This window comes from Streptomyces sp. NPDC058691 (assembly GCF_042714775.1).
In the GTDB taxonomy this organism is placed as follows: Bacteria; Actinomycetota; Actinomycetes; order Streptomycetales; family Streptomycetaceae; genus Actinacidiphila.
In genome coordinates this window covers 17802-31299 of sequence record NZ_JBHXSO010000009.1, presented here as the reverse complement: position 1 = coordinate 31299, position 13498 = coordinate 17802, and the positions used below count along the sequence as shown (strand labels likewise).

Below are 13498 nucleotides of genomic sequence, written 5' to 3'. Positions count from 1 at the left end.
TCCAGCAGTCTGCCACCTTCGCGCTGCGTTGAGTACGCGATCGGTCACTCTCGATCGCCACTTCCGTCCCACCCGTATCGCGTCATGCAAATGCACGTGCATCCGCCCCTTGCATCGTCCATCGGCCGTACGGGACGATGACGTACGTGCCGATACCGGGTGGTGCGCATGTGGACCGATAGCTCGACCGGGCTGCAGCCGTTATGGGATGGGCTGGTCCCCGAGCGTCTTTCGTCGTCGAGCGCCACGTCCTGCCCGCTTCCGCCGCACTATGAGGCCGTCGGTGACGCGCGCCGGTTCACCCGGACGATTCTGCGCGCATGGGATCTGGACGCACTCCAGGACGGCGTGGAACTCGTCGCCTCGGAACTGGTCACCAACGCCCTGCGCTACGCGCTCCCCGAGGACGCCACCGACGGGTGCGTCCGGCTCAGCCTGGTCCGGTGGTCAACGCGCGTAGTCTGCGCGGTCCGCGACCCCAGCAGCCACGGGCCCGTCACCATGGCACCGGACTTCGTGGCGGAATCCGGCCGGGGCCTGCATCTGGTGGAGTCCTTCAGCGAGACCTGGGGCTGGCACCCGCTGAGCGGGGCGGGGAAGGTCGTCTGGGCGCTGTTCACGCTGCCGGAGCCAGAGGATCCAGAGACGCGCCGTCACCTTAAGTGACGGCGGCGGTCAGTTCGCCACAAAGTGATCGAACTCCCCGTTCTTCATCCCCAGGATGAGGGATTCGATCTCGTCCTTCGTGTATATCAGCGCCGGTCCGTCCGGAAAACGCGAATTGCGGACGGCGACATCACCGTCCGGCAGTGCCGCCAGTTCCACGCACTGCCCGTTGGCATTGCTGTGCCGGCTCTTCTGCCACACCACTCCGGAGAGATCGGACGCGGCCATGCCGTTGTACGTGTGGCGCATGCTTCTCTCCAGGTAAGTACCGTGCAGGACAGGGGAGATGATAGCCAGAGATCGAAGTCACGTGCATCTGCACGTGCAAGTGCACGTGCAGTCACTCAGGGTGAAATGCACAAGCCGACGAAGACCGCAACGACCCGCCGCGCGGAACTGTCCCCACCGTATGCGACGGCCCCGGACGGGAATCGGATTCCCGGCCGGGGCCGCGTTATTCAGGTTGCCGCGAGGCGGCGCCGGATCACTCCTGGCCGGCGGGGATCCTGCCGAGCCGGCCGGCCTGGAAGTCCTCGAAGGCCTGGGCGAGTTCGGCGTGGGTGTTCATCACGAACGGGCCGTACTGCATCATCGGCTCGCGGATCGGGAGCCCGCCGAGAAGCACGACCTCGAAGTTGGGGCTGCGCGATTCCTGGGTCTCGTCGGCACTGATGGTGAGCGAGTCGCCGCGCCCGAAGACCACGGACTGCCCCATCCGGAACGGCCGGCGCTCGGGGCCCGCGGTGCCGCGGCCGGCCAGGCCGTACGCCAGCGCGTTGAAGTCCGCGCGCCAGGGCAGGGTCACCTGGGCACCGGGGTTCAGCGAGACGTGCAGCATGGTGATCGGGGTGTGCGTGGCGCCCGGGCCCTGGTGGCCGTCGATCTCGCCCGCGATGATCCGGATGAGGGCACCGCCGTCCTCGGAGGTCAGCAGCTTGACGTTGCCGCCGCGGATGTCCTGGTACTTCGGCGCGATCATCTTGTCCTGGGCCGGCAGGTTCACCCACAGCTGCAGACCGTGGAAGAGGCCGCCGCTCATGACCAGCGACTCGGGCGGGGTCTCGATGTGCAGCAGGCCGCTGCCCGCGGTCATCCACTGCGTGTCACCGTCGCTGATGGTGCCGCCGCCGCCGTGCGAGTCCTGGTGGATGAAGGTGCCGTCCATGATGTAGGTGACGGTCTCGAAGCCGCGGTGCGGGTGCCAGGGGGTGCCCTTGGGCTCGCCCGGCGCGTACTCCACCTCGCCCATCTGGTCCATCATGATGAACGGGTCGAGGTTCTTGTAGTCGATGCCGGCGAAGGCCCGGCGGACCGGGAATCCCTCGCCTTCGAAGCCGGCCGGGGCGGTCGTCACCTGCAGCGCACGGCGCGCGTTCGCGCCCGCCGGAGCGGTGACACGCGGCAGGGTCAACGGGTTCTCGACGGTCACTGCGGGCATGATCCGGTCCTCCTCGGTTAGTTCAACGTTCAACATAGTTGAACCCTGAACTTCCCGCAACCATTCCCTGGGTATTTGTCCGGTTCCCGCCCCGCGGCGGCTCTTGCCCGCCGCTCGTCAGCCGTACATGCGGCGCATGGTGAACTCCACCATCTGCTCCACGGCCTTGGCGTCGAACACCATCCGGTGCTCGCCCTCCATGTCCAGCACGAAGCCGTAGCCGGTCGGCAGCAGGTCCAGCACCTCGGCGCCGGTGATGACGAAGTACTTGGACTCCTTGCCCGCGTACCGGCGCAGCTGCTTGAGCGAGGAGAACATCGGGATCACCGGCTGCTGCGTGTCGTGCAGCGCCAGGAATCCCGGGTTGTCGCCGCGCGGGCAGTACACCTTGGAGGTGGCGAAGACCGCCTGGAAGTCCTCCGCCGACATCGAGCCGGTGGTGAACGCCCGCACCGCGTCCACGAGCGAGGGCGGCGACGGTTCGGGGTACCCCCCGCCCATCGGGGCGCCGCCCATCGGCGCACCACCCATGGGCGCCCCGCCCATCGGGGGCGCGGCACCCGCTGTCGCGTTCTGGTCGTAGCCGTACACGGGGGCAAGAGTATCGGGCCGCTAGACCGGCGTGGGAGCCTCGTAGAGCTCGAACCAGATCGATTTGCCGTCGCCCAGCGGATCGACGCCCCAGGCGTCCGACAATTCCTGGACGAGCAGCAGCCCGCGCCCCGAGGAGGCCATCTCCCCGGGGGAGCGCAGGTGCGGCATCTCGTCGGCACGGTCCCGTACGTCCACGCGCAGCCGCCGGCCGCCCGGCATCCCCCGCAGCTGGGCGGAGAGGGCCGCGTCCTCGTCGGTGTGCAGCAGGACGTTGGCGGCCAGCTCCGAGACGAGCAGCACGGCCGCGTCGACCTGCTCGGCGCAGGTCCAGTCGTGGAGGAGGGCGCGCACCTCCTCGCGGGCCGCCCCGATCTCCCGGGGGTCGGTCTGGGAGACGGTGAGCACGCTGCGGCGCAGCGGCACCTCGCAGACCGGCGGTTCGCTGGTGCGGCACAGCAGCAGCAACGCGATGTCGTCCTGGCGGCGGTCGGCGAGCGGTCCGGTCGTGTGATGGGAGGCGGGTCCGTGGACCGCCCCGACCACCGCGTCGGCCAGCGCCTCCAGATCGTCGGCGGGGCCGGACTCCAGCACAGTGCGCAGCCGCTTCCAGCCGGTGTCCAGGTCGTGGCCGCCGGTCTCGATCAGTCCGTCGGTGCAGATCAGCAGGGTCTCGCCGGGCTCCAGGGTGAGCCGGGTGGTCGGGTAGTCGGAGTCCGGGGCGATGCCCAGCGGCAGGCCACCGGCCGTCCTGCGGGTGAGCACGGTGCCGTCCCGCAGCCGGAGCGCCGGGTCCAGGTGCCCCGCCCGCACCACCTCCAGGACGCCGCGCTGCGGGTCGACCTCCACGTAGAGGCAGGTCGCGAAGCGGTCGTCCTCGGTCCGCGCGCAGGCGGTCAGCCCGGCGAGGAAGCGCGAGGTGCGGGACACCACCGCGTCCGGGCGGTGCCCCTCGGCCGCGTACGCCCGCAGCGCGATCCGCAGCTGGCCCATCAGCCCGGCGGCCCGCAGGTCGTGGCCCTGGACATCGCCGATGACCAGCGCGGTGCGCCCGGAGGGCAGGTCGATCACGTCGTACCAGTCGCCGCCGACCTGCGGTCCGCCGCCGGTGGGCACATAGCGGGATGTCACGGTCATGCCGTCGATGTGCGGGCGGCGCGTGGGCAGCATCGTGTGCCGCAGGCCGTCGGAGAGCTCGCGTTCGGACTCGTGCACCCGCGCCCGTGACAGCGCCTGGGCCAGCATCCGCGCGACGGTGGTCAGCACCGAGCGCTCGTCGGGGGTGAAGGCGACGGGCTCGCGGAAGGCGGCCATCCACGCGCCGATCGTCCGACCGGCGACGACCAGCGGCAGATAGGCCCAGGAGCACCGGCCGAAGCCCCGCACCAGCGGCCAGGTCGCCGCGAAGCGCTCCTCGTAGGCCTCCGGGCTCGGCAGGTAGACCGCCTGGCCGGTGCGGACGGCCACCGCCGCCGGATAGTCGGTGGCCAGCGGCATCTCCAGGAAGGGCGTCTCGGCGCCAGGCCGCTGCCCGTGGTGCCCGATGACCGACAGGTGCTCGCCGTGCACGCCGAAGACGGCCAGGCCGTCCGGGGAGAAGCCGGGCATCGACAGATGGGCGGCCACCCGCAGCACCTCCTGCGTGCTGTCGGCCTCGGCCAGCGCGCGGCCCGCGTCCAGCAGAAAGGCCTCGCGCGCCCGCCGCCGCTCCACGGGGGCGACCTGCGCGGCGCCGGCGCCACGGCCGGGCAGCCCGTCCGGGACCGCGGCCGCCGCGGGCACCTCGTGCAGCGTGCCGACCATCTCCTTCGGCCATCCGTCGGCGCTGCGGACGCCGTAGGTCCGCATGGCGACCGTCCGGACGATCTCTCCGCCCTGGCCGACCACCCTCAGGACCGACTCCGACGGGGTGCCCTCGGCGACCGCCAGTGCCACCGCCGCCGACATGTCCACGTAGTCGGATGCGTCGAAACAGGCGCGGACCACCCCCGAGTGCACCTTCTGCGGCCGTGGTGCCAGTCCGATCAGGCCGGCGCCGACCGCGTCGAGCTCCACCCGGTCGGTGGCGCCGTCCCAGCGCCATACGCCGGTGCCGAGCGCGCGCAGCACGTCCTCGATGCCCATTGACGCCATTGTCATAGTTTAGGTTTGTTCGCACCTTTGATACGAATGGGGTCGCAGGTGCGCGGGCCCGTAGACTGGGTGCGCCTCATCCCCGCAATCAGACGACTTGGATGAACGATGCATCGGTACCGGTCCCACACCTGCGGTGAGCTGCGCGCCACCGACGTAGACGCGGAAGTGCGCCTCAGCGGATGGCTGCACAATCGCCGGGATCTGGGCGGCATCCTCTTCGTCGATCTCCGCGACCACTACGGCGTGGTGCAGCTCGTCGCCCGCCCGGGCTCGCCCGCGTACGAGGCCCTGAGCCACCAGTCGAAGGAGTCCGTGCTCCGCGTCGACGGCCGTGTGCTCGCCCGCACCGCGGAGAACGTCAACCCCGACCTGCCCACCGGCGAGATCGAGGTCGACGTCACCGAGCTGGAGGTGCTGGGCGCCGCCGACCAGCTGCCCTTCCCGGTCTTCCCGGAGGACAACGCCAACGAGGAGATGCGGCTCACCAACCGCTTCCTCGACCTGCGCCGCGCCCGCATGCACCGCAACATCATGCTGCGCACGCAGGTCATCAGCTTCCTGCGCCGTGAGATGACCGCGCTCGGCTTCAACGAGCTGGCCACCCCGATCCTGTCCGCCACCTCCCCCGAGGGCGCGCGCGACTTCCTGGTGCCCTCCCGTGTGCACGCCGGCAAGTTCTACGCACTCCCGCAGGCCCCGCAGCAGTTCAAGCAGCTGCTGATGATCGCGGGCTTCGACCGCTACTTCCAGATCGCGCCCTGCTTCCGCGACGAGGACAGCCGCGCCGACCGCTCGCCCGGCGAGTTCTACCAGCTCGACGTGGAGATGAGCTTCGTCGAGCAGGAGGACGTCTTCGGGGTCATCGAGAAGGTCATGACCGACCTCTTCGAGGAGTTCGGCGGCGGCCGCCACGTCACCTCGCCGTTCCCGCGGATCCCGTTCCGCGAGTCGATGGTGAAGTACGGCAACGACAAGCCCGACCTGCGCGCCAAGCTCGAACTGGTCGACGTCTCCGACCTGTTCGCCGACTCCGGCTTCAAGGCCTTCGCCGGCAAGCACGTCCGCGCCCTCCCGGTGCCGGACACCGCCGACCAGCCGCGCAAGTTCTTCGACAACCTCGGCGACTACGCCGTCGAGCAGGGCGCCAAGGGCCTGGCCTGGGTGCGGGTCGGCGAGGACCTCGCCCTCACCGGCCCGATCGCCAAGTTCCTCACCGAGGACGACGTCAAGGCGCTGCTCGCCGCCGTCGACGCCAAGCCGGGCCACGCGATCTTCTTCGGCGCCGGCGAGTTCGACGAGGTCTCCAAGATCATGAGCGCGGTCCGCGTCGAGGCCGCCAAGCGGGCCGGGCAGTTCGAGGAGGACGTGTTCCGCTTCTGCTGGATCGTCGACTTCCCGATGTTCGAGAAGAACGAGGACACCGGCCAGATCGAGTTCTCCCACAACCCGTTCTCCATGCCGCAGGGCGGCCTGGAGGCGCTTGAGACCAAGGACCCGCTGGACATCCTGGCGTGGCAGTACGACATCGTCTGCAACGGTGTCGAGCTCTCCTCGGGCGCGATCCGGAACCACGAACCGGACGTCATGTACAAGGCGTTCGAGATCGCCGGCTACACCCGCGAGACCGTCGAGCACGAGTTCGGCGGCATGCTCCGCGCCTTCCACTTCGGCGCCCCGCCGCACGGCGGCATCGCCCCGGGCGTCGACCGCATGGTCATGCTGCTCGCGGACGAGCCGAACATCCGCGAGACCATCGCCTTCCCGCTCAACCAGAACGCCCAGGACCTGCTCATGGGCGCGCCGAGCGAGGTCGACGAGGCGCGGCTGCGCGAGCTGCACCTCGCGCTGCGGCTGCCGCCCGAGAAGAAGGCCTGACGGCCTCGGCACGCTGTGACGCCGAGGGGCCCGGAACCAACTGGTTCCGGGCCCCTCGGCGTTCGGGTCGGGTGCTCGGGTCAGAACAGGCCCTTGTAGCCCTGGTACCCCGTGCCGATCTTCGCCCGGCCGCCGAACTTCCCGGCGCCGTCACCGTTGTAGCGCCACAGCGTGCCCGAGGTGTCGCGTGCCACCAGGTCCGCCTTGCCGTCCCCGGTGACGTCCCCGACGCCCACGAGCACGTTGTACGACGACCCCCAGTTGTCGGCGAGCTTCACCCGCGCACCGAAGGTGCCCTTGCCGGTGCCGTTGCGGCGCCACAGCTCGTTCGACGTGTCCTGCTGGATGATGTCGCCCCAGCCGTCGCCGTTCAGATCGCCGACGCCGACGATCTTCTTGTAGCCCTTCCAGTTGTCGTAGAGCTTCACGCGCGACGACAACTTCCCGGTGCTGGTGCCCTTGTAGAGGTAGATGTCCCCGTCGGACGCCTTGCGGGCCAGCAGGTCGGGCCGCCCGTCCCCGGAGATGTCACCGGGCGAGGTGAGCAGGTCGTACTGGTTCCACCCGGTCCCCAGCGAGGTGTACGCGGTCGACGGCGTGACGGCCTTGCCGCAGGCGGGCTTGTACAGCCGCAGCGATCCGCTGCTCAGCCGCACGATCAGATCGTTGCAGCGGTCACCGCTCATGTCCCCGACGGGGACGGCCTTGATGGTGGTGGGCCAGCCGGAGCCCTTGTCCCGGGCGGTGAAGGCACCGGTGGACGTCTTGCCCATCGCGTAGGTCAGCACCCCGGAGGAGTTCAGCGTGAGCAGGTCCCCCACGCCGTCGAGCCGGCTGCCCGCCCCGGTGTAGTCGTGCAGGGCGGCGGTGCCGCCGTACATCTTCGCCGAGCCCGACGCCACCGTCACCGCGGAGACCGCGCCGGCCGGGACCGCCTTGAGGCTCCACTTGAAGGTGCCGTTGGGGATGTAGGCGCCGGTGGCCGTCTTGCCGTTCCAGGTGACGACCAGTTCGGCGACGACTTCCTTCCCCGAGAGCGTGCGCAGCACCTTGCCCTGCGGCGTGCTGAAGGTCAGCGTCCAGGAGGAGACGGGGCGGGACAGGAGCCAGTCGGCATCCCAAGTGGCGGACAGGGAGGTGCCCTTGCCGTTCACATCGGGGTCGGCGGACGCCGCGAACAGTCCGAGAGCCGAGGGACCGACCCCGGCGGTGGCCACGTGCACGCGCTCCATGGGATCGACCCACGCCACCAGACCGGTGTACTCGTCCACCGCGAAGCGGTACCGGCGGTCGGCCGGCAGGCCGCTCTCGGCCACGTCGCCGGAGAGGACCCGCTTGGCACCGGACGCGGCATCGGTGAGCACCAGGGTGCCCGCCGCGTGGTCGTGCCGGACGGTGTATCCGTCGCCGAGCAGCACGTCACCGGGCTCCACGGTGACCGACTTCTTCGCCTTGATGTCGTAGACCCCGGCAGGACCGGCGTCCCCGCAGCTCCAGTACACCCAGTTGCCCACGGCCTGGAGTTCCACCGGCACGCAGGAGGCGCCGACCGACACGGTGCTCAGAGTCTTGGACGCGGTCAGGCTGTACGAGGTGAGCTGCCCGGCGGTGGTGCCCGGGCTCCACAGCGTGGAGCCGTTCAGCGCCGCGGCCCGGATGCTGCGCTTGAGCAGCGTGCCCTGGCCGAACTCGCCGACGTACTGGGCCGGGGAACTGCCGGCCGAGTTGTAGACCGCCCAGCGGTCGGAGACGTCCACGACCCGGCCGCCGCCCCCGGCGTGGAAGTCCACCTCGGGGCTGCTGCTGTTGGGGTCGTCGTCGAGGGTCTTGAGCACACCGGACGAGGTGAGGACGGCATCCCCGACCAGGCTGTCGCCCCACATGAGGACGCACTTGACCGTGCTCGCGCTGTACGGGCAGGTGCCCACGACGTTCTGGCCCGCGGCGCGCGGTGAGGCGACCGGCGCGCCGCCCTGCGCCGCGATGTCCCAGGTCCCCGTGGAGACGGTCGCTCCCGCGTCGCCGGACTCCGCGACCCGCAGACGGCCCCGGCTCAGGCCGAGCCCGAGCTTGGGGTCCTCGTACTGGGCGACCCGGGTGACCTTGGTCAGCCGCGGCGAACCGTCCGCTGCCTGGCCGAGCCGCCACACCCACCAGTCGCCGCCGCCGGTTCCGCCCGTGACGAGGGCGTCGCCGTCCGGTGTCGGCAACGGGTTGCCGTAGGACTTGGGCAGCAGGTCCCGGGTGGACCCGTCAGTGAGCGAGACGGCGGTGACCGCGGTGCTGATCCCGAGGTTGTCCGGGGGCTGCAGCATGAGCCAGTCGCCGACGAGCGCCACCCGTGTCTCGCTCGTGAAGCCCGTGCCGATGGCGTAGTGGGTCTGCTCAGCGGACAGGTCGGCGCGCGGTTTGAGGTGCAGGCCCAGGCCAGGGGTGAACCAACCCAGCCGGTCCTTGGTGAGGATCAACTGACCGTCCCCACCGGCGACGTCCGAGAAGGCCACCTTCAGGGTCGCCGAAGCGAAGTCGAGGTAATAGAGGGTGCTTCCGGCCTCGACGAGAACGCCGTCGCGGTCACCGGCCCGGGGCGCGTCCGGAGGGATCCACAGCGTCTCGCCCGAGACCTGGCGCTCACGCTGCACACCGTCCACGAAGTCGATCAGCGTCCTGCGGGTGACCACGGTGTCCCCGTAGGTCGCGACGTACGGGCCGTCCGCGGAAGTGACCGTCTTCAACGTGTGCGTGGCCGGGTCCCACAACTGCACGGACCGACCGGTCGTCCCCTCCGCGGGGAGGGCCACCGTGTCGGCACCCTGTCCGTACCAGCCTCCGTAGCAGACCCAGCCGACGGGAGCGCAGGGCTTCGCCGGCGCGTACACGCCGTTCGTGTCCCGGACGGTGGTGTCCTTCCCGCCGGCGTAGTCGGTCCAGACCAGGCCCGGCCGGTCGAACTCGCGGTGCAGGAAGCCGGTCGTGCCGGCGGCGAGCAACCGCTCGTCCCGGGGCCGGTCTTCGCTGGGATGGTCCAGGACGACCTCCGAGGTCGCCTCCGCGGCCTGCGCGCTGTGCGCACCCGTGTCGGTGAGGAGCGGCACCAGCCCGGCCAGCAGGCCCAGCGCGGTGGCGGATACTGCGGCGGCCAAGCGGCCGGGTCTGAGGGCATGACGGCCCACCTGAGGTTCCCTCCCCGAGGAGGGCGGGCAACGCCCTCCGTACACATGTGCGGCGCGGATGCTAGCACCGGGATGTGTACGGAATACGCCGCAGGCCGGCGGCCCCCGGCGGGGTCAGGTGTCCATGGCGACGAGGGCGACGACCGGGCGGGCGGCGTCGGAGTCGTCGACGGCGACGCCGCGGACGTAGGTGCGGTGGGTGGCGCCGTCACCGGTGGTCTGGTCGCCGGCGTAGCGGGCGTTGGGCAGGCCCTCGGAGTCGTGGCGGCAGGGGTCGGCGTCGGGCTGGCCGGCCCGCAGGACGTGCTCGTCGTCGCTGAGCTTCGGGAAGCCGGAGCCGGTCAGGAAGTGCTGGAGGCCGGCCGCCGTGGTGCGGAAGCGCATCTCCAGGTCGTAGTTGCCGGACAGGCCGCCGGACTGGGCCAGGTAGTGCACGTCCTTCGCGTCGTCCGGCAGTTCCAGCCGGAAGCGCTGGGCGGCCGTGCCGAGGGAGATGTTGCTGCCTCGGCAGGCGCCGCCCGCGTCCGGGGCGGCGCCGGTGCGGGAGTCGTGGCCGCCGGTCAGCGAGACGGCGACGATGACCGCCGCGACCACCAGCGCCAGGGTCAGGCCGACCGCCAGCAGGAGCAGGAACGGGGACTTGCCCTGGGCGGGCGCCGGCGTGCTCATCAGGCGGCTTCCGGCTGACCGCCGAAGCGCTCGCGGTAGGACTCCAGGTCCTCATCGGTGATCTTGGCGAAGAGCACCGGCGGGACGGTGAAGGCGGTGCCCGCCGGGACCGCGGACAGGGCGCGGGCCTCGTCGGCGGTGACCCAGACCGCGGTGTCGTCCGCCAGGGCGAAGGCACCGCGCATGGCGGCGGCGGAGGCCGGGATGAAGGGCTCGGAGACCACCGCGTACAGGTGGATGAGGTTCATCGCGGTGCGCAGGGTGAGCGCGGCGCCGTCCGGATCTGTCTTGATCTCCAGCCATGGCGCCTTCTCCTCCAGGTAGGAGTTGCCGGCGCTCCACAGGGCCCGCAGGGCCTGGGCGGCCTTGCGGAACTGGAGGTCCTCCATGTGCCGCTCGTACTCGGCGAGGAGCTCGGCGATCTGCGCGCCGAGGCGCTGTTCGGCCTCGCCCGCCGCGGAGCCCGCGGGCACCTCGTCGCCGAAGCGCTTGCGGGAGAAGGACAGCACGCGGTTGACGAAGTTGCCGAGGGTGTCGGCGAGGTCCTTGTTGACCGAGGCCGCGAAGTGCTCCCAGGTGAAGGAGGTGTCGTCGGACTCGGGCGCGTTGGCGATCAGGAAGTAGCGCCAGTAGTCGGCGGGCAGGATCTCCAGGGCGGCGTCGGTGAAGATGCCGCGGCGCTGCGAGGTGGAGAACTTGCCGCCGTAGTAGGTCAGCCAGTTGAAGGCCTTGACGTAGTCGACCTTCTTCCACTTGTCCCGGGTGCCCAGCAGCGTCGCCGGGAACATCACGGTGTGGAAGGGGACGTTGTCCTTGGCCATGAACTCGGTGTAGCGGACGTCGGTGTCGACGTCGTACCACCAGGAGCGCCAGTCGCGGGTCTCGCCCCCGGCAGCGGCGTCCGACCACTCCTTGGTGGCGCCGATGTACTCGATCGGCGCGTCGAACCAGACGTAGAAGACCTTGCCCTCGGCCGCGAGTTCCGGCCAGGTGTCGGCCGGGACGGGCACGCCCCAGTCGAGGTCGCGGGTGATCGCACGGTCCTGCAGGCCCTCGGTCAGCCACTTGCGGGCGATGGAGGAGGCGAGGGTCGGCCAGTCCTTGCCGTGCTCGTCGACCCAGGACTCGACCTCGTGCGAGAGCTTGGACTGGAGCAGGAAGAGGTGCTTGGTCTCGCGGACCTCCAGCCGGCTGCTGCCGCTGATCGCGGAGCGCGGCTCGATCAGGTCGGTCGGGTCCAGTACGCGGGTGCAGTTCTCGCACTGGTCGCCGCGCGCCTTGTCGTAGCCGCAGTGCGGGCAGGTGCCGACGATGTAGCGGTCGGGCAGGAAGCGCTCGTCGTCCAGGGAGTAGACCTGGCGGATGGCGCGCTCCTCGATGAAGCCGTTCTCCTTCAGCTCCCGCGCGATGGCCTGGGTGATCTCCCGGTTCTGCTGCGAGGAGCTGCGGCCGAAGTAGTCGAACGAGAGCGCGAAGCCGTCGTAGACCGCCTTCTGCGCGTCGTGCTGCTGGGCGCAGAACACGTCGACCGGCAGACCGGCCTCCTGCGCGGCGAGCTCGGCCGGGGTGCCGTGCTCGTCGGTCGCGCAGATGTAGAGGACGTCCTGGCCGCGCTGGCGCAGGTACCGGGAGTAGACGTCGGCCGGGAGCATGGACCCCACCATGTTGCCCAGGTGCTTGATCCCGTTGATGTACGGAAGGGCGCTGGTGATGAGGTGTCGAGCCATTGCCGGCTGCTCCCAAGTCGTCACTGTGGGTGAGGATTTCCTCTACGGACCGTCAATATCGTATCCGACCGCGCGGAGCCACCCGTTCGCCGGGCCCGGCATGCGGACGCCACGGGGCCGTGATCCGGTGGGCGGGTGGACGCGCCTCTTCTGCCGGCCGCCGCGCGACGGACGGGCGCGTGGTGCGCCGTCGTGCTGCTCCTCGCCGGTGTGGGCGCGCTGGTGGTCTGGCTCGTCGTCACCTTCGCGGCGGTCGTGACGCCCGTCCTGCTCGCGCTGCTGGGCAGCGCCCTGCTGGGGCCGCTGTACCGGTGGCTGCGGACGGTGCGGGTGCAGCGGTCCCTGGCCGCGGCGCTGACGTGCGTAGCCCTTCTGATCTTCGGCGCGGGCGCGATGTACATCGTGGTGCAGAGCCTCATGCACTCCGGGGACCAGATCGTGGCGTCGCTCAAGGACGTGGCCCACAAGGTGATGCCGGAGCTCGGCGTGTCGGGGCCCTCGCTGGACAACACCTTCGACAGCCTGAAGTCCTTCGCGACCAAGTACGGCGCCCGGGCCGCCTCCGGGGTGGTGTCCGGCATCAGCATCGTGGGCCAGATCCTCGCGACCGCCGTGCTGGCACTGCTGCTGACCTTCTTCTTCCTGCGCGACGGCGGCCGCTTCCCGGTGCTGCTGCGCGAGCTGGCGCCGAACGGCATCGGGCCCCTGCTGGAGCGGATCGCCCACCGCGCCTTCACCGCGGTGCAGGGCTTCATGCGGGGGACGACCCTCATCGCGCTGATCGACGCCGTGTGCATCACCGTCGGCCTGCTGATCCTGCGGGTGCCGGGCGCGGTGGGACTCGGCGCGCTCGTGTTCGTGGGGGCGTACATTCCCTATCTCGGCGCGTTCATCTCCGGCGCGGTCGCGGTCCTCGTGGCGCTGGCGGACCGGGGGTGGCTGGTCGCGCTGTGGGCGCTGGGCGTGGTGCTGGCGGTGCAGGTGCTGGAGGGGCACGTGCTGCAGCCGGCGATCCAGAGCCGCACCGTCCACATGCACCCGGCGGTGGTGCTGCTCGCGATCACCGCGGGAGCGAGCCTGGCGGGCATCCTCGGGATGCTGCTGGCGGTGCCGATCACGGCCGCCGCCTTTGCGGCCGTGGACGAACTGCGGCGCGAGGCAGGGGGTGTTCCTCCAGAAGTCGAAGGTCCTGCGTCACATCCGGCCGGATAGGGGTTGTTTTT

Annotated in this window: 10 protein-coding genes; 3 read left to right on the top strand and 7 right to left on the bottom strand. The window is 70.6% G+C overall.

The window, feature by feature from the left end; all coding sequences use genetic code 11:
• The first annotated feature begins 168 nt into the window (after positions 1-168).
• Positions 169-666 carry an ATP-binding protein gene (locus ACFWVC_RS08685; RefSeq protein ID WP_384280527.1) on the top strand — a complete coding sequence of 166 codons (498 nt, stop codon included), beginning with the start codon at positions 169-171 and terminating at the stop codon, positions 664-666.
• 9 nt (positions 667-675) lie between these two features.
• Here ACFWVC_RS08685 and ACFWVC_RS08680 read toward each other — a convergent pair whose 3' ends face one another.
• The 4 genes from ACFWVC_RS08680 to ACFWVC_RS08665 form a co-directional block, all read right to left on the bottom strand.
• Complete coding sequence (locus tag ACFWVC_RS08680; RefSeq protein ID WP_384280525.1) at positions 676-915, bottom strand: DUF397 domain-containing protein; 240 nt, start codon at positions 913-915, stop codon at positions 676-678.
• A gap of 235 nt (positions 916-1150) precedes the next feature.
• Positions 1151-2104 carry a pirin family protein gene (locus tag ACFWVC_RS08675; protein ID WP_384280523.1) on the bottom strand — a complete coding sequence of 318 codons (954 nt, stop codon included), beginning with the start codon at positions 2102-2104 and terminating at the stop codon, positions 1151-1153.
• A 117-nt stretch (positions 2105-2221) separates the two neighbouring features.
• A complete protein-coding gene (locus tag ACFWVC_RS08670; RefSeq protein WP_384280518.1) occupies positions 2222-2695 on the bottom strand; it encodes an SseB family protein in 474 nt (157 codons plus the stop codon).
• Between the two features lie 21 nt (positions 2696-2716).
• Positions 2717-4819 carry a SpoIIE family protein phosphatase gene (locus ACFWVC_RS08665; protein WP_384280514.1) on the bottom strand — a complete coding sequence of 701 codons (2103 nt, stop codon included), beginning with the start codon at positions 4817-4819 and terminating at the stop codon, positions 2717-2719.
• A gap of 117 nt (positions 4820-4936) precedes the next feature.
• Between ACFWVC_RS08665 and aspS the strand changes: the two genes are divergently transcribed.
• Entirely contained in the window at positions 4937-6706 is a 1770-nt protein-coding gene (aspS, locus tag ACFWVC_RS08660; protein WP_384280509.1) for an aspartate--tRNA ligase, read from the top strand.
• Positions 6707-6786: 80 nt separating this feature from the next.
• Here aspS and ACFWVC_RS08655 read toward each other — a convergent pair whose 3' ends face one another.
• The 3 genes from ACFWVC_RS08655 to metG all read right to left on the bottom strand — a co-directional run bounded on the left by ACFWVC_RS08655 (position 6787) and on the right by metG (position 12275).
• Entirely contained in the window at positions 6787-9849 is a 3063-nt protein-coding gene (locus tag ACFWVC_RS08655) for an FG-GAP-like repeat-containing protein (RefSeq protein ID WP_384280507.1), read from the bottom strand.
• A gap of 144 nt (positions 9850-9993) precedes the next feature.
• Positions 9994-10548: a hypothetical protein gene (locus tag ACFWVC_RS08650; RefSeq protein WP_384280504.1), complete on the bottom strand. Its 555-nt coding sequence runs from the start codon at positions 10546-10548 to the stop codon at positions 9994-9996.
• Complete coding sequence (gene metG / locus ACFWVC_RS08645; protein WP_384280502.1) at positions 10548-12275, bottom strand: methionine--tRNA ligase; 1728 nt, start codon at positions 12273-12275, stop codon at positions 10548-10550. Before metG ends, ACFWVC_RS08650 begins: the two co-directional genes overlap by 1 nt.
• 135 nt (positions 12276-12410) lie before the next feature.
• Between metG and ACFWVC_RS08640 the strand changes: the two genes are divergently transcribed.
• The gene (locus ACFWVC_RS08640; protein WP_384280501.1) at positions 12411-13487 is read left to right on the top strand and encodes an AI-2E family transporter; all 1077 of its coding nucleotides are present in this window, start codon (positions 12411-12413) and stop codon (positions 13485-13487) included.
• The last annotated feature ends 11 nt before the right edge of the window (positions 13488-13498 follow it).